At 41.3% G+C, this 20,730-nt stretch carries 22 protein-coding genes and 3 pseudogenes; 11 read left to right on the top strand and 14 right to left on the bottom strand.

Annotation, left to right across the window (positions count from 1 at the left end; translation table 11 throughout):
• Window positions 1–123 precede the first annotated feature (123 nt).
• Entirely contained in the window at window positions 124–327 is a 204-nt protein-coding gene (locus HRE53_RS33380; RefSeq protein WP_235112884.1) for a hypothetical protein, read from the bottom strand.
• Window positions 328–510: 183 nt separating this feature from the next.
• Here HRE53_RS33380 and HRE53_RS33375 point away from each other — a divergent pair.
• A protein-coding gene (locus HRE53_RS33375; protein WP_212662369.1) for an IS630 family transposase occupies window positions 511–1,385 on the top strand; the annotation gives its coding sequence in 2 pieces (ribosomal slippage) (window positions 511–840 and window positions 843–1,385; 873 coding nt in all).
• 83 nt (window positions 1,386–1,468) lie between these two features.
• On the opposite strand, the gene HRE53_RS33370 is transcribed toward HRE53_RS33375, so the two are convergent.
• Together HRE53_RS33370 and HRE53_RS33365 are read right to left on the bottom strand one after the other, a co-directional pair.
• Window positions 1,469–1,705, bottom strand: a complete 237-nt coding sequence (locus HRE53_RS33370; protein WP_235112883.1) for a hypothetical protein — start codon at window positions 1,703–1,705, stop codon at window positions 1,469–1,471.
• Entirely contained in the window at window positions 1,696–1,929 is a 234-nt protein-coding gene (locus HRE53_RS33365) for a hypothetical protein (protein WP_235112881.1), read from the bottom strand. Before HRE53_RS33365 ends, HRE53_RS33370 begins: the two co-directional genes overlap by 10 nt.
• Before the next feature lie 1,040 nt (window positions 1,930–2,969).
• Here HRE53_RS33365 and HRE53_RS35085 point away from each other — a divergent pair.
• Window positions 2,970–3,869, top strand: a complete 900-nt coding sequence (locus HRE53_RS35085) for a Rieske 2Fe-2S domain-containing protein (RefSeq protein ID WP_315876976.1) — start codon at window positions 2,970–2,972, stop codon at window positions 3,867–3,869.
• A gap of 26 nt (window positions 3,870–3,895) precedes the next feature.
• Window positions 3,896–4,456: a hypothetical protein gene (locus HRE53_RS33350; protein WP_235112984.1), complete on the top strand. Its 561-nt coding sequence runs from the start codon at window positions 3,896–3,898 to the stop codon at window positions 4,454–4,456.
• An 8-nt stretch (window positions 4,457–4,464) separates the two neighbouring features.
• On the opposite strand, the gene HRE53_RS33345 is transcribed toward HRE53_RS33350, so the two are convergent.
• Window positions 4,465–5,169, bottom strand: coding sequence for a hypothetical protein (locus HRE53_RS33345; protein ID WP_235112878.1), 705 nt, complete (start codon window positions 5,167–5,169; stop codon window positions 4,465–4,467).
• Between the two features lie 131 nt (window positions 5,170–5,300).
• On the opposite strand from HRE53_RS33345, the pseudogene HRE53_RS33340 reads away from it, so the two are divergent.
• A pseudogene (locus HRE53_RS33340) lies at window positions 5,301–6,540 on the top strand (IS256 family transposase).
• Window positions 6,541–6,636: 96 nt separating this feature from the next.
• On the opposite strand, the gene HRE53_RS33330 reads toward HRE53_RS33340, so the two are convergent.
• Window positions 6,637–6,933 carry a hypothetical protein gene (locus HRE53_RS33330; RefSeq protein WP_235112877.1) on the bottom strand — a complete coding sequence of 99 codons (297 nt, stop codon included), beginning with the start codon at window positions 6,931–6,933 and terminating at the stop codon, window positions 6,637–6,639.
• A gap of 161 nt (window positions 6,934–7,094) precedes the next feature.
• Between HRE53_RS33330 and HRE53_RS33325 the strand changes: the two genes are divergently transcribed.
• Together HRE53_RS33325 and HRE53_RS33320 are read left to right on the top strand one after the other, a co-directional pair.
• Window positions 7,095–7,631 carry a hypothetical protein gene (locus HRE53_RS33325; RefSeq protein ID WP_212667238.1) on the top strand — a complete coding sequence of 179 codons (537 nt, stop codon included), beginning with the start codon at window positions 7,095–7,097 and terminating at the stop codon, window positions 7,629–7,631.
• Between the two features lie 273 nt (window positions 7,632–7,904).
• Complete coding sequence (locus HRE53_RS33320; protein WP_315877002.1) at window positions 7,905–8,423, top strand: zinc ribbon domain-containing protein; 519 nt, start codon at window positions 7,905–7,907, stop codon at window positions 8,421–8,423.
• Window positions 8,424–9,223: 800 nt separating this feature from the next.
• Here the strand turns inward: HRE53_RS33320 and HRE53_RS33310 are convergent.
• Together HRE53_RS33310 and HRE53_RS33305 are read right to left on the bottom strand one after the other, a co-directional pair.
• On the bottom strand, window positions 9,224–9,523 hold the full coding sequence (locus HRE53_RS33310) for a hypothetical protein (protein ID WP_235112971.1): 300 nt from the start codon (window positions 9,521–9,523) through the stop codon (window positions 9,224–9,226).
• A 34-nt stretch (window positions 9,524–9,557) separates the two neighbouring features.
• Entirely contained in the window at window positions 9,558–9,734 is a 177-nt protein-coding gene (locus HRE53_RS33305; protein ID WP_235112969.1) for a hypothetical protein, read from the bottom strand.
• A 753-nt stretch (window positions 9,735–10,487) separates the two neighbouring features.
• Between HRE53_RS33305 and HRE53_RS35495 the strand changes: the two are divergent.
• From HRE53_RS35495 to HRE53_RS35490, 4 genes and pseudogenes are all read left to right on the top strand, one after another.
• Window positions 10,488–11,424, top strand: a pseudogene (locus HRE53_RS35495) (ISAs1 family transposase).
• Between the two features lie 244 nt (window positions 11,425–11,668).
• Window positions 11,669–12,772 carry a hypothetical protein gene (locus tag HRE53_RS33285; RefSeq protein WP_235112967.1) on the top strand — a complete coding sequence of 368 codons (1,104 nt, stop codon included), beginning with the start codon at window positions 11,669–11,671 and terminating at the stop codon, window positions 12,770–12,772.
• Window positions 12,773–12,892: 120 nt separating this feature from the next.
• A pseudogene (locus HRE53_RS33280) lies at window positions 12,893–13,121 on the top strand (helix-turn-helix transcriptional regulator).
• Window positions 13,122–13,354: 233 nt separating this feature from the next.
• Window positions 13,355–14,017 carry a DUF2306 domain-containing protein gene (locus HRE53_RS35490; RefSeq protein WP_212667255.1) on the top strand — a complete coding sequence of 221 codons (663 nt, stop codon included), beginning with the start codon at window positions 13,355–13,357 and terminating at the stop codon, window positions 14,015–14,017.
• Window positions 14,018–14,468: 451 nt separating this feature from the next.
• Here HRE53_RS35490 and HRE53_RS33275 read toward each other — a convergent pair whose 3' ends face one another.
• The 7 genes from HRE53_RS33275 to HRE53_RS33245 form a co-directional block, all read right to left on the bottom strand.
• Window positions 14,469–14,723: a hypothetical protein gene (locus tag HRE53_RS33275; RefSeq protein ID WP_235112965.1), complete on the bottom strand. Its 255-nt coding sequence runs from the start codon at window positions 14,721–14,723 to the stop codon at window positions 14,469–14,471.
• A gap of 47 nt (window positions 14,724–14,770) precedes the next feature.
• Window positions 14,771–15,400 (bottom strand): cyclopropane-fatty-acyl-phospholipid synthase family protein, encoded by a 630-nt coding sequence (locus tag HRE53_RS33270; RefSeq protein WP_235112964.1) that lies wholly within the window; start codon window positions 15,398–15,400, stop codon window positions 14,771–14,773.
• A gap of 123 nt (window positions 15,401–15,523) precedes the next feature.
• The gene (locus HRE53_RS33265) at window positions 15,524–16,108 is read right to left on the bottom strand and encodes a hypothetical protein (protein WP_235112962.1); all 585 of its coding nucleotides are present in this window, start codon (window positions 16,106–16,108) and stop codon (window positions 15,524–15,526) included.
• A complete protein-coding gene (locus tag HRE53_RS33260; protein ID WP_235112961.1) occupies window positions 16,101–16,391 on the bottom strand; it encodes a hypothetical protein in 291 nt (96 codons plus the stop codon). Before HRE53_RS33260 ends, HRE53_RS33265 begins: the two co-directional genes overlap by 8 nt.
• Window positions 16,392–16,730: 339 nt before the next feature.
• The gene (locus HRE53_RS33255; protein WP_235112958.1) at window positions 16,731–16,901 is read right to left on the bottom strand and encodes a Nif11 family protein; all 171 of its coding nucleotides are present in this window, start codon (window positions 16,899–16,901) and stop codon (window positions 16,731–16,733) included.
• Between the two features lie 231 nt (window positions 16,902–17,132).
• The gene (locus HRE53_RS33250; protein WP_235112956.1) at window positions 17,133–17,855 is read right to left on the bottom strand and encodes a hypothetical protein; all 723 of its coding nucleotides are present in this window, start codon (window positions 17,853–17,855) and stop codon (window positions 17,133–17,135) included.
• A 341-nt stretch (window positions 17,856–18,196) separates the two neighbouring features.
• Window positions 18,197–19,072 (bottom strand): RiPP maturation radical SAM C-methyltransferase, encoded by an 876-nt coding sequence (locus HRE53_RS33245; RefSeq protein ID WP_235112955.1) that lies wholly within the window; start codon window positions 19,070–19,072, stop codon window positions 18,197–18,199.
• A gap of 690 nt (window positions 19,073–19,762) precedes the next feature.
• On the opposite strand from HRE53_RS33245, the gene HRE53_RS33240 reads away from it, so the two are divergent.
• Window positions 19,763–20,236 (top strand): hypothetical protein, encoded by a 474-nt coding sequence (locus tag HRE53_RS33240; RefSeq protein WP_235112954.1) that lies wholly within the window; start codon window positions 19,763–19,765, stop codon window positions 20,234–20,236.
• Window positions 20,237–20,730: the final 494 nt, after the last annotated feature.

Below are 20,730 nucleotides of genomic sequence, written 5' to 3'. Positions count from 1 at the left end.
GCCTGGGCAGTAACGTTGATTTAAAACTTATTTAGGATATTTTTTACAAAAAAATGTAGATCCTAAACTGTTTTAATAATCAGGGTTTTAGCTTTACCCAATATCAAAGTTAGTAGAAAGGTTTTACTCAGCGATATAGGGCTGATATTCTACATCAATGTTAAGGCTAATATTAGTATCGTAAACCCTTGCAACTAAATCTCCTTGGAAATAAATTGCGGTGTCTGTGGCCGCAGTACCGCCCCAATTTCCACTACCTAAACTATGGCACTGCTCTCTTAAGGAGTGATTGCTAGGATGTGTTTGCAGTATAAGCTTCCAACTCATTTCGGGTTTTTAACCAGCTAACCTAAAATATTGCCTGTTAAATCTAATATGAACAACTGAGAAAGTAGAAACTGGCAATTGAATCGCTTTACTTTGAAAATTCTCCCCATTATTCCATTCTATAGCAAGCGCCATTTTATTCAGGACATAATAAACTAGAGATACTGTTATGTCTTTCAATGGATGCCTAAAATCTACAGCTACGATTTACGTTGCAAAGTGATCGATGCTATTGAACTTGATGGCATGCCTCCCTCAGAAGCGAGTGACACCTTTCATATCAGTCGTAACACCATTAATCTATGGCAACGTCTCAAAGCAGAAACAGGTGATCTTCATCCCATCCCTAGACAACACCTTGGCCATAGCCACAAAATCACAGACTGGGACAAGTTTCGAGCTTTTGCTCAAGAACATCGCTATAAAACCCAAGCTCAGATGGCCGAGTTGTGGGAGGGGCAAATCAGTGAGCGTACTATTTCAAGAGCGCTGAAGAATATTGGATTTACTCGAAAAAAAAGACCTATGGCTACCGCCAACGTGATGAGCACAAACGGGCTGAGTTCGTCCAAAAGTTAACAACAGTAGACCCAGACGATATTGTCTATGCTGACGAGTCAGGGATGGACAATCGAGATGAGTATGACTATGGCTATGGTCCCAAAGGTGAGCGGGTCTATGCTTTAAAGTCTGGTAGCAGAAGTGGACGAGTCAATATGATTGCAGCTTTGAGAGGAAAGCAGCTCATGGCCCCGTTCACGATTGAAGGGGCTTGCAATCGCACCGTATTTGAAATTTGGCTTGAGACTTGTTTGATACCGATGCTCAAACCGGGGCAGAAGTTAGTCATTGATAATGCCACCTTCCATAAGGGAGGGCGAATTGAGCAACTGGTAGAAGCCGCAGGATGTGAAGTGTGGTACTTGCCACCCTATTCTCCTGATTTGAATAAGATTGAACGGTCGTGGGCTTGGATTAAAAGTCGAATTAGACACCAATTAGAGCACTTCGGTTCACTTAGAGAAGCAATGGAACATGTGTTGTACCTAGCGTCCTAATTAGAGTGGCGAATGCTATATAAGCATGGCAAAATCGGTCACTGTATTAGAGACCTCTGGAATGATTAGATTTCAAATCGATCCTAACCTTGGCAAAAATGCCGAAGATTGATCATGGTGTATGCCAAGCTTTTCAAGGCATAGTGCAGTTTGCTGATCCGCTCAAATCGCAGCAACAAGCGCTTAAATTTATCCTCCCAAGCAAAGACTCGCTCAATGGTATTGAATCTCTCTTGGAAAATAGATGAATCGAACCGTCTTTTAGGACCTGGCTTTGGCGTCTTTCGTCCACGAGGATTTTCATTAATGTTCAGCACCATCCCCGATTGAAAATGGCCTTGCGATTCTCACGACTATCGTACACACCGTCCAAACTGACAATGGTCTGAGTCAGGTCTATGCCTACTGTTCGGGCCGTACTCATCACTTGCATCAGTGCCGTTTTGAATAGAGGTGACTCGTTCCGGTTACCTGGAGCAGTCACAAATGGAGAGATGATATTGCAGTTGCGATCACAGAAAGCAACCACTTTGTCACCCTTCATATGTTTGTGTCCACTGAATCCCAGATTGTCGCCCCCCTTTTTTTGGCTGCTGTGGTCGTCCCATCCCCATGAATAACGCTGGTATCCAACTTTCCTTTTTCATTAAGCATTGAGACTGACGCCTTGAAAACGTCTTCAAAACACCCATGGGTTTCAAAACGTCGAAAGGCTCGATAAACACTGGAGTGGTGAATTTCCGGTCGCCCATTTTTGTCCTTTTCAATGGGTAGCTCACTCCACTGACATCCCAAGTGCAGCAACTTCAAAATGTAGTTGAAAATGGCATGCAAAGAGAGCTTTGGTTGAGGACCACGGCTGCCGATGTGCAAATGGGGGTAAGACAAATGTCTCAAACTGCTCAAGGGTTAAGAATGTTGGAATCCATTTATGGGACTTAGTTTGAGGCATCTGCACTCCTAACGAACAGTAAACTAAATGACTGGCGTCATTTTAGTCTGTAACGATGGAAGGCTATGCAGAGCATGGATTATAGCCCATTCTAACTTTGAGATAAAACCCGAAATCAGTTGATCATCATCACCCCAAAACTCTCGCCACTCGCTCCCGATCCAACCACACCCCGATCATTTCCTCAATCCGTTATGATTTGCTCATTAGAGACGTAAACCCCGTTTGAAGCAACCTTCTTATAGCGACTTTCAAACTATACTGCCAACGGCTGAGGGCTTAACATTTCAGATTGAGCTACAACTCTCTCTAACAAGGGATTTGAAGCTCATGAAGAAAGTAAACTTTCAACTCGTTCTGAGTATATTACTAGCTTTGGGTTTAAGCATAAGCTACTTCCTTAGTGTCTTATAACAGCTACTAACAATAATTTTCCAAGTCGTATAATGCATAAAAGTTGGGAAAGTTGCTGACGTTTGATTAGTGGTATATCTTTTGAGCGAGGATGGATTAGCATTAACCAACTAGAAATCTGTCATTAGATATTGTCTTCGTCCATCTGAGGTAATAGAGCCACGTTACCTATATAGTTTTCAAGCACGTTCTCAGCAAAACTAGAACAATGGTGCCTTATGACGATAGATATTGACCTCAAGTCAGAAAATCTAAGTGGTTTAGAATCACAACCCACCGCTGAAAGACAACCCTTAAATTGGCTGAAGCAGTGGTATCCGGTTAGCCCCTTAAACTATTTGGATAACTCTTGCCCCACCCCCCCCATCACCTTGCTCGGTAAAAATTTGGTGATCTGGCAACATCAGGGTCAGTGGATAGCAATGGATGATGTTTGTCCCCATAAATTGACGCGGTTATCCCTAGGCAAGATTCAAACGGATGGCACCCTTGTCTGTCGTCAACATGGTTGGTGCTTTGATCAGAAGGGACAGTGCGTCAAGAACCCGATGCTGGCTGATCCGACTGAGCAGGCAGTCGCTTACTGCAATGTTCGATCTCATGTAACTACCTATCCGACCCAGGTTGAACAAGGGTTGCTTTGGATTTGGCCAGATCATAATGCCCAAGCCTTTACAGACTGTCAGCAGAAACAACCCGCAACCCTGCCTGAACCTGGTTCAAAGTGGCATAAGGCTGATTGGCACATGATAGAGGTTCCCATAGGCTACACCGTTTCGATTGAAAACAGCTTTGACCCTGTACATGCTCAATTTCTGCATGAAGGAATCAGCGGTTTTTCACCCGCGAACGCGATTCCAATGCAAGGTTTCAAACTCGTAGACGAGCTATCGGCAGAGGATGGTTTTGTTCTTAGTCATAAAGGATATAACACCTTTAATCGAGAGATGGAGGCAACTCGAACATTCCGTCCCCCCTTGTGCCAACATCACCCAGTACAACTTGCCAATGGCTGGTGTCCAAACCTTTCAACTCTATTTTGTCCCGACAGCACCAGGATATTGTCGATATATTATGAAGTTCGTGATGGACTTAGATTTTCCGGCTCGTCCTTTTAGTTTGATGCCGTGGATGAACAAAAAAAATGCTAGGGTTGCTACCCGAATATGTGCAGATTGGACTACAACATTTGGGGCTTTACAAACTCAATGATCAGGATATTACAGCTATGTATGCCCAAGAACAGAATGAGGCTGTTCTCGATACAGGGCGTAGACGTACTCCCTTCCTCCCCTCTCCTGCGGATCAGGGAACTTTGACTTTTAAACGCTGGCTGAATAGATTTGGAAATGGTGGTCCTGAACCCAATTCTCTCTACGCAGAAGGAGTGGAAAGCCGAAGCAATGAGCAACTCTATGACCGCTGGCATCGCCATACTAAACTTTGTCCTCACTGTTGCCGTTCTATAGAGTGGATTGCAAAAACTCAGAGAGTTTGCCATCGTTTGACGACTGTGACGGTAATTCTGGGGGGAATCATGCTTTTGCTACCACTATCAGTCCGACTCAGTCTGGGATGCTTTGCAATTGCAATTCTAAGTCTTCTAGGACATCAGGGGCTCACAAAATTGCACTCGCATTTCATGAGTAGTATTCCGCAGCAAGGGATGCCAAACCTTCAACTTTGGCCCCATGGAGGTACTTGAACAGAAACTTATTGTTTTGGGTAAACACGATAAGTTTGCAAGTTGGGTTTCAAGCATTTATGAGCAAGTGTCAGATCTGTTCTACTCCCAATCACCCCCCAAGTCTTCGCCACCCACTCCCGATCCAGCCACACCCCGATCATCTCCTCGATCCGCTCCATCGTCTCACCTGGCCGCAGACTCAACACCTGCAAAACATCGAATGTGTCCTCCAATTCCAAGGCGCACTCGAAACAAAACTCAGGACTTTCAAACGGAATTCTGATGAAGGGCTTGCCACTGCCCTCGATGGTGATCCAATACTTCCCTGAGCCGCTTTTGGAAACCGTCAGATACTCTAGCTGACCCTTTTGCTTGGTCTGCTGAACCAGATTCTTTTGTCTGCTCTCCAGTGCGTGAAATTTGGACTCAAACGCTCTGGATACTCTGGGGGGTCGGACTCTTCTTGGTGTTTGCCGAGCTGAATACCCTCGCTGCGTTCTCCGAGTATCGGTGGGTTCGCTGCGGTCGTATCTGGAGGTGGGTTCAGTGTTGCGATCATCATCTTCAGGCTGTGGAGTCGCCTTGCGCTTCACTGGCAGATCGTCTTTCCGGTCGATGGTCGGGAATGATGCCTTGTCTGGGTATGTGGGGGGTGCTTCGGTGTTTGTCGAGGATGTCACCGGGGATTCGGCTGGTGGCTTGGGCTTCAGAGAAATGAGTTGAGGTGGCATTGCAGATATCCTGTGCTAAGGCAAAGCCAGTGTAGCCTTCAGGGAAGTACTCTGGGGGATTTCTGCGTAAAGAGACTGATCAGAGTTTTGTGTAAGCGGTCTAGAATCCAAACACACCAGGAGACCGCATCATGTCTAGAAAGAAACAAGTACCCAATCGAGTTGATGAGCTATTGGATGAACTCATTGGAGAGAATCCACAGCCAGAGGATATTCTGGGCGAATCAGGACTGCTCAAACAACTCAGCAAACGCCTAGTGGAACGAGCCTTGGCAGGTGAATTGACTCATCACCTGCATCAATCCTCCGTCGATGAGCGTTCTCATGGCCCTAGAAACAGTCGCAATGGTTACTCGAAAAAGACCGTCCAGACTGAACAAGGAGAGATGGACCTATCGATTCCTCGCGACCGTTGCAGTGAGTTTGAGCCTGTCCTCGTGCCCAAAGGCCAGCGACGTATCGCGGGACTCGACGAGAAAATCATCGCCTTATATGCTCGTGGCATGACCACTCGTGATATTCGAGTCTCAATTGGTGGAGCTGTATGGGGCCAATATCTCTGAGGGTCTGATTAGTGACGTCACCAATAGTGTCATGGAGGAGGTTAAAGACTGGCGCTCAAGACCATTGGATGAGGTGTATCCGATTGTCTATCTCGATGCCCTGTATGTGAACATCAAAGTCAATGGCCAAGTCAGCAAGCGAGCCGTCTATGTCGCGCTAGCGGTAACTGTGGAGGGAAACAAAGAGCTGTTGGGATTATGGATAGGGGCTGCCGAGCGGGAGGGAGCAAAATTCTGGCTTTCAGTGCTCACAGACCTTAAAAACCGAGGCGCTCAGGATATCTTGATTGCTTGCTGTGATGGTCTCAAAGGCTTTCCCCAGGCGATTGAATCGGTCTATCCCGATACTCAAGTTCAAGTTTGTATCGTTCATCTCATTCGCAATAGTTTGCGCCATGTGCCTTGGAAGGAAAGTCGAGCCGTAGCTGCAGACCTCAAGCCCATTTATCAAGCGGCCACTTTGGAGGAATCTGAGGCTGCCTTGGATGCGTTTGCCAACAAATGGGACCAGACGTATCCTGGCATCAGCCAAATCTGGATACGGCATTGGGATAATATTGCTCCGTTGTTTAAGTACCCAATGGCCATCCGAAAGGTTATCTACACCACTAATGCCATTGAGTCGCTCAATCGCTCACTGCGAAAGGTGATTAAGACCAAAGCTGTCTTCCCGAATGAAGAGTCTGTCTACAAATTGATGTTTCTGGCGATGAGGAATATCTCGAAGAGATGGACCAGACCGATTTTGAATTGGAAGGCGGCGCTGTCCCATTTTGCTATTCTGTTCCCAACACGATTCAACTATTGAATACGTTACGGCTTACACAAAAAATCTAAACACTCTCATTTCAATTGGATTTGGACACACAGTCGGCTTAAAACAACGGCGGCACAACGTGCTGATCTAGCCTCGCGAGCTTGGCATTGGGATGACATACTCACCTACCCCACAATTGTTTGATGCACGACCAAATACAATATCGACCTCACTGTAATCAGCATCCTGTTCAATGATGTCCCGTGCTTTCTCCAGTGGCGCTTGAAACTTTGTCCCACCATTAGTAGGACTTGTGATCAACAATCGGATCATCTGATCAATATCCTCTTTGGGATGAATTTGAATTGGCTCAAAGCAAATCGACTCAAACCGAATCACTGATAACACCCGATCTTGCTCATTCGCTAACTTCACCAAAGCCACAATCAGCACTTTTGACCATAAATCTCGGACTCAAGCATGGCCTGTTGTTGACCATAAACGGGCTTCCCTTAAATAGTCAAAAATCCAACTAGCTAGCCCCATTGGGATGAGTTGATGTTGGTATGTGCAACAATCAATACACCGCAAACACTTGACGAACTATGGCACCCAAATTTGACTATATGAATGACAGTGGAGCCGCTGACGTTGGGCAAAGTATCTTCGAGGAAATATCGGAATCCAGAGAGGAGCCTATTGCCGCATCACCCCGGATTGAAATCAGAAAGGTGGAAGTAGAATCAACAACTAAAAAGAACGGCCAATTTCTTGGAGTAAGGGAGAGCGTTCGCTTTGCCGTACCTAATTGCAACCTATCGGTCTTAACTGAAATCGATTGGGACGAACTATCAGTTTGGGCAGACGAGACTATCAAGCAGTATTTAAAGCTAATGAACCCAGAGCTGACGCCTCTATTCCAACGAGACAATAAGAAGAAGAAGTTCAAGCCAGCGAGTACTCAAAGTCCTTGCAGCTTGGCTGAGAGATACCCTTGTTATGTAGAGCTAAAGCAGGCGAGGGGCAATATGCTGTATGTTCATTCTAAATTGCCTAACTCAGATCGACTGTGGAAAAATACTTTTTGGTACTGCTGGGCTGAGGATGTGAATCGGGTCGAAGCTGGTCTGAAGAAAAAATAAATCCGACCAAAGAGACTGGGTGATGTAGATACACCAGTTGGTCGAGATCCAAAAGAATCGGCTTTACTGCAAAATCTCTTAATTTCAAGAGAGTGTTGATTTGAGTACTGTGCCGATATAGAATTGCCATCCATCTATGCTTGGAAGTTATGGCGAAAATCAAGATGTTATTTGAAGATAATAGAAATCATCTTGCTGGAGACTGAAATCAACATGGCTTATGTATGTGAATTAGACTCTGGCCAAAACGTGTACCTTGATAATCAAGGCGATATGACCCTAATCACTTCAATGATGGTTACCCCTGGGCAGCAACAGCAGTCTAGTAATAGTTTTGAAACAGGCTGTTGGACAGGTCTACCTGAAGTTTATCGAACATCCCAGGGAGCAGTCATTAAATTGACCACTACTCAAGGTGAGCAATTTATCCAGGTGCAAGGTAGCAAAATGAGCAACATGGCGAGCATGCCATCTTTGCAGAAGTCTCAACAGATACAGATAAACCAGGGTGAGGCGACATCTTTCACTGCTTCCATTCCTGTACAGGAGACTCTACCGCAGATGCAACCCATGCAGCCGATGCAGCCGATGAAAATGGGGGATATGGAAATGGGGATGAACCCAATGGAAATGCGTATGGGCAATATGCATCTGAGTATGGAGTCAAAGGGTTCAGAATCGGCTTATCCGGAAAAGACTCAATCAACAGGACGAAACTTTTGCAATCAGTGTGGAGTAGCTCTTGACCCAGAAGATCGCTTTTGTTCTAGCTGTGGACACAAATTGGCCTGAGATGGCTCCATATAAAAAATGCTCTGGCTGGAATAACCCCAGCCCGACCCCAAAAAAGTCTAATAATGCAGCATCCCCAAATAAAGGCAGGGAAAGGAGCAAAGGCAGCAGCTCTATTTACCATTGGTCATTAAGTTCAGCTTATTGTGGGTCTTGAGTTGTATTAAACTCTGTAACATTATGGAAAATTACACAGTTGGCCACTAGATGGTTGTGCTTGATGCGCTTGCTTAGCTCATCACGATGATTGACTCTAATCACCTGATGCTCCCAACCAAACGCCAATATCAGATGTCAACCACTGCATCAATCAATTAAAGATCAATGCCAATTTGGGTTCCAATGTGATATCCAATGACGCCAGCGTGGAGAACGATCTACAAAATAGAAATGAGTCTGATCGGCTGACACTGATTGATCGATAGAAGCTGAGCTAATAGGAAAGCGAGATTGTATGGAACCATCTATTTTAGAAAGGATTGTAACCGCACTTTTGGAATCGGATAACCATCTTTGATGGGTTGTATCTATGACCGCAACATATTCAGATGTGACGCTTGGCGTATGGAATATATCAGTCTTGAGCTGACGAAACCACTTTTTCTTACCGTTATTGACCTTTAAGGCTGTGATTCCATACCGGGATATATGTCTATAATCGGGATCTGGATCGCATTGGATATATAGGGTCTCGGAATCCGTTGTCAAATTATTGGTGGTAGACCCAGTTCCACAAATCCCTTCCGATCTCCACTTGTTTTTCCCCCGTTTTGGCATCAAAGGCTGTTACCGAATTTCTATCACTGATTAATAAAGTATTTCCTGTTAATCCGATCTTTTTTAACTGGTGTAGATAGTTGAAATTTAGGTTTTCCACTCTCAGCATCCCGCACCTGAATCTTCTCGCCATCCTTAAAGTACACAGAATGTTCATTGGCGATGAGAAATTCATCATGGCTAGTTAAATGACTGCGACAAAATTGCTCAGGTAATCTAAATTCCCATTGAGTCTGTTTGATCCACAGATCCCGCTTTTTCAGAACAACTTTAGCTTGATCACAACCTGTTTTCCATATGGGGAATTGCTCAAATGTCATCATCCATAGGATCTGATTATGGTTAAATAAACTAGTTTTACCATTGAAAGATAGAAAAAAAACGTTGAGAAACTTGCTCATAATCACCCGTTTCACGATCAAAGACCACCATCTGGTTAAAGTGATCATTGCTTCTGATCGGTAAATTAACAATTAATGTCTGAGGTGTAGCAACAGGCAATGCAATTTGTAGAATATTGGCTTTTTTCAGCATAGTCAGAAAAAAAATTTTCTACTCAAACAAGCTGCCCTGTTTGAGTAGAAAATGCTGAAATTTGTTGCCAACCCTGCCCATTCGAATCCGTTCGGATAATTTGTAGGAAAAGCTTGCCATTATGAATGACAGGCGTCGTAGCTTCTCCATTAAAAGAATCTAAGACTTTTGACCAACGTACCTTACCACTCTGAGCATCGATAGAAAATAATCGAAGCTCCTTCCAACTGGCAAATACGATAAAGCCAAGACAGCACAGTATGAATCCAGAAAGTCCCCATCTATTCAATAAGCGCTTTCTCATTGGGTGAATTGATTGCTAATAGTACTTTCTAGTATTTTCAATGACATTACAGTCTAGCTAATGCTCAAACTACAAATTTGTAAAGAACTTCACATGGATTATAAAGAGCTAAAACAGGCGATAAGCAGCTACTCAGAGATGGATTTAGAACAGCGAAAAAAACTGGTATTCTCCAGCAGCAGAGGCTTACAACAAAGCAAGACCTCGTTACCCCCCGAGATTTGATTGGTCAAGTTATAGATATTGCTCAAATATCTTCTAACTCGGATATTCTTGAGGTGGGATGTGGTCCTGCGACGGCAACAGTCGCATTTGCTCCATTAGGCTCTCAGATAGTTTGTTTAGAACCTAACGCAGATTTTTGGTAGTTAGGTGAGATTATCTCAGCCCCAGGGCTATTTCATTCAAAAATGAGGGATGATATGCAGGCTGCACTTCTTTCATAACTTATGTCATCGCTAGCTATTGTAGATGCTTTTTCAGACCTACCAGACACTCGTCGCACCGCAGGTTTACGCCATAAACAGACCTTGTGTTTAGCCTTGTTCACCCTTGCCGTTGCAGCAGGGAATCGAGGCTTTCTTGCCATTGGTGATTGGCTCAAGTCTTACCATGACCCATTGTTGGTATTGTTCAATCCCCCCAAACAATGCTTACCGTCTTACAGTACGATTCGGCGGGTATTGCTTCGAACAGATGAAGAACGATTTGCTCAATGCCTCAGCCACTTCTTTGAGATCGTTCCTCAGCCTGGAGAAACCGTCGCGACCGATGGCAAGGTGCTCAAACATTCGTTCCTATCTAAAACAGACAATCCTTATTGTCAGCCCCATCCCGCAATCATGATGGTCACAGGCTATGTGGTAGAGAGAGGTTTAATCTTGCCCCCTTATGAAGTGGACCAGAAGACCAATGAAATCAAGGCCTTGCCTGAAATGATTGAGCAGCTTGCTCTCAAAGGAGTGGTCTTTGCCTTTGATGCCATCAACACCCAAAAAAACAGCTCAGCTCATTGTTGACAGTGGCAATGAGTATCTCGGGGCGCTCAAAGGCAACCAGAAAGGCTTATTGACTGATGTGAAAGCGCATTTTAAGCCAGAATCAACGGTTGAAACCCTGGAAAAAGGGCATGGCCGCATTGAAAAGCGAACCGTTAGTATCTGCCGTGACCTGAGTAATATTCGACAATGGCCAGGTCTCAAAACACTCATTCGGGTTGAATCACAACGCTCTGAAATCTATAACGACATGATTGTCGATACCCAAGAGACTCGCTATTACATCACGTCACTGCTGGAGGAGGTAGAACCTTTGGCACAAAGAATTCGGGGGGTATTGGGGAGTAGAAAACAAGGTCCATTATGTTCGCGATGTCACCCAAGGTGAAGATGCTTCAAGGATTCGGACCACACCCCTTATTGGCCTGTTCGTACAAGCGCGTAATCTATCACTCAATCTTTATCGAGAATATGGATTTACCAATATGGCTCAGGCAAAGCGGCGATGTGAACAATCACTAGAAGTTCTGATGGATGTTTTTAGAATGAAATAGCCCTGATCTCAGCCCCTCTAGCTAAGGGAGGCTCGAAAAAGGTATTGCTGAAGGGAGTTATTGAGCCAAGATACTCCCATGGAAGAGAAAAAAAGGCCATTACTTTCAGAGCTAGCTTGCGTGAACTCTAACTGTGAAAGCTATGGTCAAGCGGGCCTTGAGAATTTAACAGTACGTAAAGTCTACGGACAAGATCGAATACGGTATCTGCGCTGTCATAGCTGTGGAGCAGAGTTCAGTGAACGCAAGAACACTGCCTTTTGGAATACAAAAATCCCTGAATCTCGAGCAATAGAAGTAGGTCGTCAAATTGCAGAAGGAACGTCTATCAAAGGAACATCACGTCTGACCTCCACCCATCCGGATACGGTGAAACGTTTGACCCTCAAGTTTGGTCAGCATGCCCAGGACTTTCATGAGCAGGAAGCTCAGCAACTGGATATCGACATACTAGAGATGGACGAACGTCATGGATACGTCGCCAGCAAAAAGCAGCAGTGTTGGAATGCGGTATCCATTGATGCCGCCAGTAAATTCATTGTCCCCGTGGCAGTTGGTCCCCATAACACAGACCTGATAGAAAGGCTGATGCAAGGCAGTCACAGACGACTAGCTCATCCCCAAGACCTGGTGCTGATGACCGATGGAGAAGCGAGTTATCGCACTCTCTTTCCGGTCATCTTCGGGGTGTCTTACCTCCCCCCCCGTCAAAGCACGATGGGTCGACCTCCCAACCCCAAGTATCGGATTCCTCGAACCCTTGCCCACGTCCAAGTCATCAAGCATCGTCAGGGACAAAAGTTAGAAGCCGTAGAGGTGAGCAAAGCTCATGGGAGCTGGCAACGGATCAATCAAGCGCTAGATGAAATAGGGTACAACATTCCCAACACCTCAACTGTGGAGCGTTTCAATGGCACTGCACGACGGATAAATGCTCATCAAGTCAGACGCTCACTTGCTTTCGCTCATCGCAGTAATACTCGTCAGGCCGTTGCTTGGTGGAGTGCTACAGTTTACAACTGGGTGAGAGAGCATCGCAGTTTACGAGCTCCTCTAGAAGTACCCGAGGGTAAAAAGCGCTTTCAACAGAGAACTCCTGCCATGGCAGTTGGATTAACTGAACACATTTGGACCGAAGCTCAGATCCTCAGAGCACCCGTTTATATAGCTTCTCAAGAATAGGGGGCTGAGATAATCTCACCTAACTACCCTTTTTGGTCTCATTGCACAAATTGTAGGGGATGCCATGCGTTTACGACTTTATCAGCAAGGATGAGAAAGTGAGTAATTACAGAATTGATAATGAGTGATTACAGAATTAATAACAATATCCGCAAACTACGTTTTTTCCCATAATGAAATAACACAACAAGAACTAGCAAAGCGTGTTGGGGTTACCAGACAAACTATTAATGCGTTAGAAAAAGGAAAATATTCGCCATCATTGGAACTGGCATTTCGCATCGCGCTTGCATTTGGTGTGCCTCTTAATGAAGTATTCTCATACGATCTTGACGACACGATCAAATAGTTCAACACGATTCGATCTCGACGGCATGTTTTTCTTGGTTATAGAAATTGCCGCTTCATTATTAATAATTTGGTATGCATGAACTTATGGCGTTGGTCTAATGCCAATTTCTTGTATACATGAACTACTCAATTGGAAGAATTGACCCGTTTGCAATACTTTTGAAAATCTATACAGGTCATCTCGCTGGGTAATTGGTATAACACCTCTTTCATTATTAAATTGAATCAGCCATGATAAGTCTAAAGAAATCAGAATGGATCATCTTGATCGGATTACTTCTACTTAGCTTTGTCCCTTGTGTAGGTGGAATATTTCGACTGGTGGACCTGCTTAGCAGTTCAGGATTAGTACCTGAAAATCCGAGAATACAGTTAGCACCAATTCCAGTTGTATTCCACATCTTGACCGCTGTTCCATATTGCATTCTTGGAGCCTTTCAGTTTCTTCCCAGTGTTATAAGAAGGTATCCAAAATGGCATCGGCTAGCAGGTCGGCTATTGGTTCTAGCAGGTATGATTTCCGCCCTTTCGGGGTTGTGGATGACTCACTATTACTCCTTCCCTGATGAGCTTCAGGGAGTCCTACTTTATTGTGTTCGTATTATCGTTGGATTCGCCATGATTGCATATATTTTACTAGGACTAGCAGCGGTTCTAAAACAGCGGTTTGTGCAACACCGAGCTTGGATGATCCGTGCGTATGCACTAGGTCAAGGAGCAGGAACGCAAGTATTTATTACAATACCGTGGTTATTGACTGTTGGAGAGCCAAGTGGGCTTACTCGAGATCTATTAATGACGTTTGCCTGGATTATCAACATAATCGTAGCCGAGAGGGTGATTAATAACCGAAGTAACGGGATTGGATCTGGTACAAAACTGGGTAACAGCTGACTGCCTGACATAAGTGACTCAAAGCCTTTAGATACGTGGCTTTTGGATGCTGAATAGCAAGGTGTATAAGGCTAAATTTTGGCATTGTTCGCACGTCAAACGCAACCTAACCGTACTACCAACTCTCTTGCCTTAGGGGGCAACGTTGCTATTCTTACAGTGCAAACCCATACGAGGAAAAGGCTTTCAGAGATGTGTCAGGCAGTCAGGGGTAACAGTGTCATAGGCGATCAAGGTAATCTGAAGGCTAGTCGTTTTGGAAGCGTAAATAATCTGTAGTTATTTAGCTCAATTCCCGATGAATAATTTTCTGAATTATAGGTTCTGAAAAGGTTTAAGTGGTAGCTACAGATTATTTACGCTTCCTATGAAAATTGCTGTAAACCCTGGCTCTCAGCTTAGATCTTATTTTTAAGATCGAATACTAAATATTCACCTCAATAATGAAGTTTTAAGCTTCCTTTGCTGGCTTACAACTTTTAATTTCTCCAAAAATGATTGGCAAACACTCAAAATCATATTGGTGAAATTCACCTAAGTCTGATTTTTCCAGTAAACCATACTTATTCTCTATCATTGCCTGGTCGTAAAGCTTTGTTTTTGAAATATCACTCACATCACAACTAGAAATATTAGTGAATCCTATTTCATCAATCACTTCTACTATTTTTTTCCATAGTAGTAGTCTTATAAAGATAAACTTCATTAAATATCATTAACTTTCGCTTTTCCTCTTCATTAAAAGAGGTTGCTCTACAAAAAAATATCTTTAATATAGATGCATCCACCTGGTTTTAATACACGAAATGCTTCACTAAGAAGGCGATATGGATTATATGAATAACCAAATGATTCAAGGAATATAACATGATCAAATGTATTATCAGAGAAACTTAGATCGTGATAGTCACATCGTTGAATCTGAATATTCTCAGAAAGTTTTGTTTGCTGAATAAGGTTTTGAGCAGTTTTGACTTGCTCATCTGAAATAGTGACAGCATATATATCTAAATCATGTATGCTACTAGCAATATCAATACTCGGACCACAAACTCCACAACCAGCATCTAGTACTTTCTGGCCTGACTTAATTCCTGCTCGTTGGGCACATAATAAATTACTTTGATAGTATGATTCGTACTTATCATCAACTTTAAGAAGTCCAGCTTGATAAGTTTTACCAAGGCACTTTAGATAAAACGGATTCATTTTATTATAATAATTTCTTACGCTATCTAAGTATTCATTATTTTGTATTGGAACACTTTTACTTTCAGTTTGATGAGTATAAATATCACTATTTTGATTGCTGAATGGTGCCTCTTCGTTTTTAGACTTAGGAAACCAACGATGTCCAAAAGCTAAATATCCTTTTGCTGACAAAAGAATATTATCTTGATAAACAATTTTTATAAGACTTAGAGTTCTCCAAAATAAGCTATTTGCCCTAGATTCAAAAAAGCTTATCGTTTAAAGATAATTCTTCAGGCCATGACTCTGGCTGGTCTAATTTTTTTTGTTAGTCCAGGCCATGAAAGAAGAGCATCCTTTTTTTTGAGTTGTACAGATTCCTTTGTCAACCATTAAATCTAATAGTTGAGACCACCGTGATTCTTTTGGAGGTTGCCGATTTAAGAAGCACTCCACTCCGATCCTAGGTAAAATGGTATCACCGATATCAAATGTAATAACATGGTAATCAGTAAATCTGGAGACATCATCTACTAGGTTTATAAGAACATCTATTTGTCCTGGCCAACCAATTACGTTTAAATAATTTTCTAATAGACGTGTAGTTAGTCCTTTAATATTTACTCTAACTGTTGGAGTTGTACGAGATAGCATGATACCTAGATATGTAATCTTGGCATCTTCTACTAATGAAGAATGACATAATGCAAGATTTTGAATCGTTTTAGTTGATAGCGCTCTATTACTCCTACCTGATAGATCCATGAGATAATCTTTAACTCTATCGAAAGTTAATAGGGAGTCTTGATTTAGAGCGGCAATTATACAGGGTTCAACTTGTAGCTGCTTTTGTTTATCAATATCAAACTCTAACCATATATCATCGATAGTTTTATTCATGGAAGAGTCTTGATGAGACCATTCCTGACAAAAAATTATGTACAGATTCAAGATGTGGTGCAGATTGAAAATATTTTGCAAATGTCTTTGAATATCTCGTGATATTGCCTTGAAAATCTACACGCTTTTGCTTTTCTCCTAAACGACATTCAATGCCAGCAATAGGAAAATTTGGTAGGTCTTGTGTCAAATTATAGATACTTGATAAAGCACTATGAGTCACTAATGAAGAATCAAGATAGGGGGCAACTACCTTGAAGTAATGTGCCATAGAGTTATTCATAAAACATTACTCCAAATAAGCCCAGTATTTATTATCATTAAATGTTTTAGTGTTTGCTGAGAAGAAGATAATATATATTGGCATCAATAAAGTTTTAGAATCTAGGATCTATTTAATATTTTTTAGTATTTCAAAGTTTTTCTAAAAAAATCTTTGAAATAAGTTCTTCAATTACAAGTAATCGATAATATCAAACAGAAAATAAATAAGCATACATACCAGAGTATATATGCTTAAGTAAAGATCATTTACTTTAGAAAATTAATTTTTATTAGGAGTTACGAGTTTTAATATGCTCTCATCAAATCTCCTATATCTTCTATCGTCATGCTAAGTTGATCAATGCCAATATCTTTTCTTTTTCTTTTTTAAAGCAGATTCAATATCTTCGCGTGATACTCCATTAGCAAGTTCTAAAATGCGATTTACCAAAGTCTCTTTATTCTCACAAGCTTGAAGTTCTTGTTGCAGTTCAGGTGATGCGACAACTTGATCTAAAAAACTGCTCAAAAGTTACAGTTGACATTAGTTATAACCCTAGACTTACATCAGTAACTTCACTAGAGTACCATATCCAATATGGTCTATAGGCTATGGTTATTTACTGAATACTATCTATTAAACTAATTTATCTACTCTGTAACAAGTTTTTAAAGCTTCTTCACAGCATGGCTAGATCTTATATATCAATTTCTAAATTAAGAAGATGGTGTTGTTTCCCAAAAACGATTTTGGGCTTCCTTAATATATTTTTTTGATATCTATATAGCCACCAGGTTGATCTCTTGCATCTAAAATACGCGAGGAGAGCTTTTGCGTGGTAAGTCCTAGTAGTTGATTATTAAACAACAAAAGAATTTTTTTTGTTTGTAAATACAACACTATTTCTTGAACTTTTTCCCATTCACAATTTGAATTACAATTGTGAGCCATTATGTATTTTAGCTTATTCATTGATATTGTAGTTTGGCAGTATTTATATACTTGATAAGTTAATCCTTCTAACAAGATTTCTTTTTGCTTTGTACAATTTCTAGTATCTAAAATTTTCATATGCTTACCATCATCCTCAATAATATTGAGAACTGGAGAATTATTTGAATAGTAATTATTCTGCCATTCTTTTATGTATTGCTCTAGATTATGATAATTACTTTCTGAATTATCTAGATTGTCATTAGGAATATTTGAACTGCTACTACTAGTTTTAATAAGTTCGAAGTGATATGCAAAATTATTAAGCGTTTCTAAATTTAACGGATAAATATTTGAGTAATGGCTAAGAGGTTCTAGTTGTAGGCCATATTCTTTAGCTAGATTATGATAAGGACTAAATCGATGAAATCCAACTTTCCTGACTTCAGTTGGTGGTTGTAAGTGTGATATTAACGGTAACCAATCTAATACTTCTTCGTACCAGTTTAATTCTTCTTTGGGAAGACCAACTAGATAATTCCATATCATTTGAATGCCTAGTTCTTTTCCCCCACTTAAGTAATTGGATATTTATTAGTGCAGTAGTGCCTTTTTTTCACTAATACTAAAGCTTCATCATTCATGCTTTCTAACCCAGGTTGTAGCCAATGAACTCCTGCTTCAGCTAGTTGTTTTACTTGTTCATATTTTAAATTAGCTTTTGTTTCAAAAAAAGATTATGTATGGATCTGGTAAATCTGTGAATTTTGGTAGAACTGTATTTATAAATTCTAAATTTAGAATATTATCTACAACAAAAAAACTTCCTAACATCATATTTCTTAGAAAGATATGCAAATTCTTCGACTACTCTTGGTGATGACTTGGATCTATATGACATTCCCTGTCCATTCAAGCCACAAAAGGTACAATGCTGTTTTTGCCCCCCACCAACAACCACGGGTAGTTTCTATAAATAAACCTGGACTAATATAAGGAGAAATATTATTACAAGATTTTAGCGTCTCAAAGTAATCATCAAAATCTGGTATGGGTGTCTGGTCAAAATTTGTTACTACTGCTCTTGGTTTTGGCTCATTATTCTGTAAGTTCTCCCCGGACTTGGGACCGAACACTCCGTAAGGCAGATCATGAGTGTTTATATTTTTACCCTTTTCGATTAACAGACTGCATAATTTTGGGAATATTTCCTCTCCTTCACCAGAACAAACAAAATCAACCCAAGGAAATTCTTGATGAAGGGTAAGACCCATTATCCCTTCACAATTTGCACCACCCATTATAGTAATTAGGGAAGGTTTAAGTTCTCGCAGTCTTCTGAGTAGTGCAAGAGAAGCACAATTTTGATGAAATGTAGAACTACAGCTAACGATTAGTGGCTGGATATCTAGAATATCTTGAGCAACTCTATCTACAAATTTCTTTGCTCTTTCCCTCGTTTCATAGAGAAGATCAATGAACTCTTTGTTGCAATTTTTAAGACTTTGAAAGTATTTTGAGTCATCAGGCTCAAAGTCAGGAAATGCACTACTAGAAAATAGCCATTCTCCAACAAAAAACTCTGCGTATAATTCACTAAAGACTTTGTACTTATATATACCTAGTTCTTCAGCTAGCCATAAGTTCGGATAGAGTGCTCTTGAATTGATATGACTACTCTTCAAACTTGACTTAAGCAATCCTAATGCTAATGAAGGGGATTCAATTCTTGCAAAAGGCATGGATACTAGGCAAACATCAGTCATAGGAAACTTCTATCATTAAGCGGAAAATAATTATGCTGGAATATTTATGCTCTTCTTATCTTCTTGCATCATTATCAAATTGAGACTTAAGACTGATAAATCTTAATTCGAGAGTACTAGCTGAAGGCTATTATCTGAAGCTACCGTAGTGGTCATAAGTCGGTGTAAAGTCTGAAAACCTTTGAGGGTCTTACTTATTATTGAGTATTGCTTTGTATTGGTATCTGGATAAGCACTGTAGGAAGTTAGGAGATTATGATCCCTTCGTTGTTCTATATGGTCAACCTCATACCGAAAATGAATTATAGCAATCTGAAATCAATCGTGAGATGTAGAGAGGATGAAATCTTTACCAGTATCCATTTAGGTTGAATATAATTCTCACAACTCACGTCAGATCGCTATAGATGCTTATCTATAGAGGAAAGGAGCCAATTTTTAAGGCTTCCCGATCAGGATAATTCTTACACCGACTTATGACCACTAGGATGACATCTTTGCTAAAATCAAACTTGAAAGAATTCAAAAACGTTTAGCGGAATAATGTTCGTTTTTTTCTCAATGAGCTTTCAGTGATCTCTTACTACTAACTTTTTTTAGAAGAGACTCCATCTGGACTCAGGATAGTATATACAGCTGAAAGTTTAAGTAGTTTTAATATTATGAAAAAAAAAGCTATTTACATTTAGTTTGGCCATCCTAATTTTAGCCCTTATACCAAGTAAATCTGATTCAATCGGCTTTGGTGTTGCGACATATCAAATTGTATATGTTGGACAAGCAGTAACAAAATCTGGTAATAAAGGCCTAGTTAATATTCGATTTAATAATAATAATTGGGGAACTAACGGGAATGCCACCTTCATTACTGAAAATGGCGCACGAGGAAATGTAAGGGTTTTATTCCAAAATAGTAAGACATTCAATATAGCTGGAATCCTAATGCAAAATAACCTGCGCTGGGATTTAAGATCAAATTGTGTCACAAAAGCATTTAAACCCATCAATTTTGCCTGCGAGTATAGCTTATCTCCGAAAAACGTAAACTCTACTCATATCTCAGGCAGTTTGAATGCTACAAGGCATCGCCATGAGTGTAGATATTTGCCAGATCCTCGATCTTCAGTCCCTAAAGGGCCTTTATGTGGTTATTACCCTTATTGAAGAATGATGCTCACCGATGAAAAGCTACATAAAAAAACTGGTTGCGGGTTGCCTGGGTTAATGAACGCTTTGACTCCCTATTCCCAGGTGTCACTATTCCAGAAACTAAGGCATCCCCGATCCGTTAACTACGCCCCAGTAGAACTAGATCCATTGTTTTTTTTGCTGAATTCTAGATATTCTCGCCAAGAGTCTTGAGTCCTCTCCAGTCGCCTACCTGTAAATTATTCCGGGTTCACTTACTCTGCATTGGTTTGAGGGAGCCAGAGCTGCTGCTATTGGCCATTTAGTTCCGCAGTTCTCAGTACAGTTAAGGCGCGAGTTACTCGTTCAGACTAGCTTATCCCCTTATTCTTCTGGCGAAACTTGCTGGTAAGACATTGCCGTAGTCATCACTGAGTACAATTTTGACTTTGACAAAAAGAGATACCTTCCAATCTGAGTGGAGTGAAACCATTGTAAAACTTCCAAAACTCAGACTGGGTAATGCAACC

It is taken from the genome of Acaryochloris sp. 'Moss Beach', assembly GCF_021497025.1.
GTDB lineage: Bacteria > Cyanobacteriota > Cyanobacteriia > Thermosynechococcales > Thermosynechococcaceae > Acaryochloris > Acaryochloris marina_A.
Note: the sequence above shows the minus strand (reverse complement) of the source record. Positions and strands in the feature narration are given on the sequence as shown.

What these genes read in the sequence shown, in the direction of transcription:
- HRE53_RS33380 (WP_235112884.1), bottom strand. Translation starts at nt 327, where the DNA reads ATGAGTTGGAAGCTTATACTGCAAACACATCCTAGCAATCACTCCTTA.
- HRE53_RS33370 (WP_235112883.1), bottom strand. Translation starts at nt 1,705, where the DNA reads ATGGTGCTGAACATTAATGAAAATCCTCGTGGACGAAAGACGCCAAAG.
- HRE53_RS33365 (WP_235112881.1), bottom strand. Translation starts at nt 1,929, where the DNA reads ATGAAGGGTGACAAAGTGGTTGCTTTCTGTGATCGCAACTGCAATATC.
- HRE53_RS35085 (WP_315876976.1), top strand. Translation starts at nt 2,970, where the DNA reads ATGACGATAGATATTGACCTCAAGTCAGAAAATCTAAGTGGTTTAGAA.
- HRE53_RS33350 (WP_235112984.1), top strand. Translation starts at nt 3,896, where the DNA reads ATGCTAGGGTTGCTACCCGAATATGTGCAGATTGGACTACAACATTTG.
- HRE53_RS33345 (WP_235112878.1), bottom strand. Translation starts at nt 5,169, where the DNA reads ATGCCACCTCAACTCATTTCTCTGAAGCCCAAGCCACCAGCCGAATCC.
- HRE53_RS33325 (WP_212667238.1), top strand. Translation starts at nt 7,095, where the DNA reads ATGGCACCCAAATTTGACTATATGAATGACAGTGGAGCCGCTGACGTT.
- HRE53_RS33320 (WP_315877002.1), top strand. Translation starts at nt 7,905, where the DNA reads ATGACCCTAATCACTTCAATGATGGTTACCCCTGGGCAGCAACAGCAG.
- HRE53_RS33310 (WP_235112971.1), bottom strand. Translation starts at nt 9,523, where the DNA reads ATGATGACATTTGAGCAATTCCCCATATGGAAAACAGGTTGTGATCAA.
- HRE53_RS33305 (WP_235112969.1), bottom strand. Translation starts at nt 9,734, where the DNA reads ATGCTGAAAAAAGCCAATATTCTACAAATTGCATTGCCTGTTGCTACA.
- HRE53_RS33285 (WP_235112967.1), top strand. Translation starts at nt 11,669, where the DNA reads ATGGAAGAGAAAAAAAGGCCATTACTTTCAGAGCTAGCTTGCGTGAAC.
- HRE53_RS35490 (WP_212667255.1), top strand. Translation starts at nt 13,355, where the DNA reads ATGATAAGTCTAAAGAAATCAGAATGGATCATCTTGATCGGATTACTT.
- HRE53_RS33275 (WP_235112965.1), bottom strand. Translation starts at nt 14,723, where the DNA reads ATGAAGTTTATCTTTATAAGACTACTACTATGGAAAAAAATAGTAGAA.
- HRE53_RS33265 (WP_235112962.1), bottom strand. Translation starts at nt 16,108, where the DNA reads ATGAATAAAACTATCGATGATATATGGTTAGAGTTTGATATTGATAAA.
- HRE53_RS33260 (WP_235112961.1), bottom strand. Translation starts at nt 16,391, where the DNA reads ATGAATAACTCTATGGCACATTACTTCAAGGTAGTTGCCCCCTATCTT.
- HRE53_RS33250 (WP_235112956.1), bottom strand. Translation starts at nt 17,855, where the DNA reads ATGATATGGAATTATCTAGTTGGTCTTCCCAAAGAAGAATTAAACTGG.
- HRE53_RS33245 (WP_235112955.1), bottom strand. Translation starts at nt 19,072, where the DNA reads ATGACTGATGTTTGCCTAGTATCCATGCCTTTTGCAAGAATTGAATCC.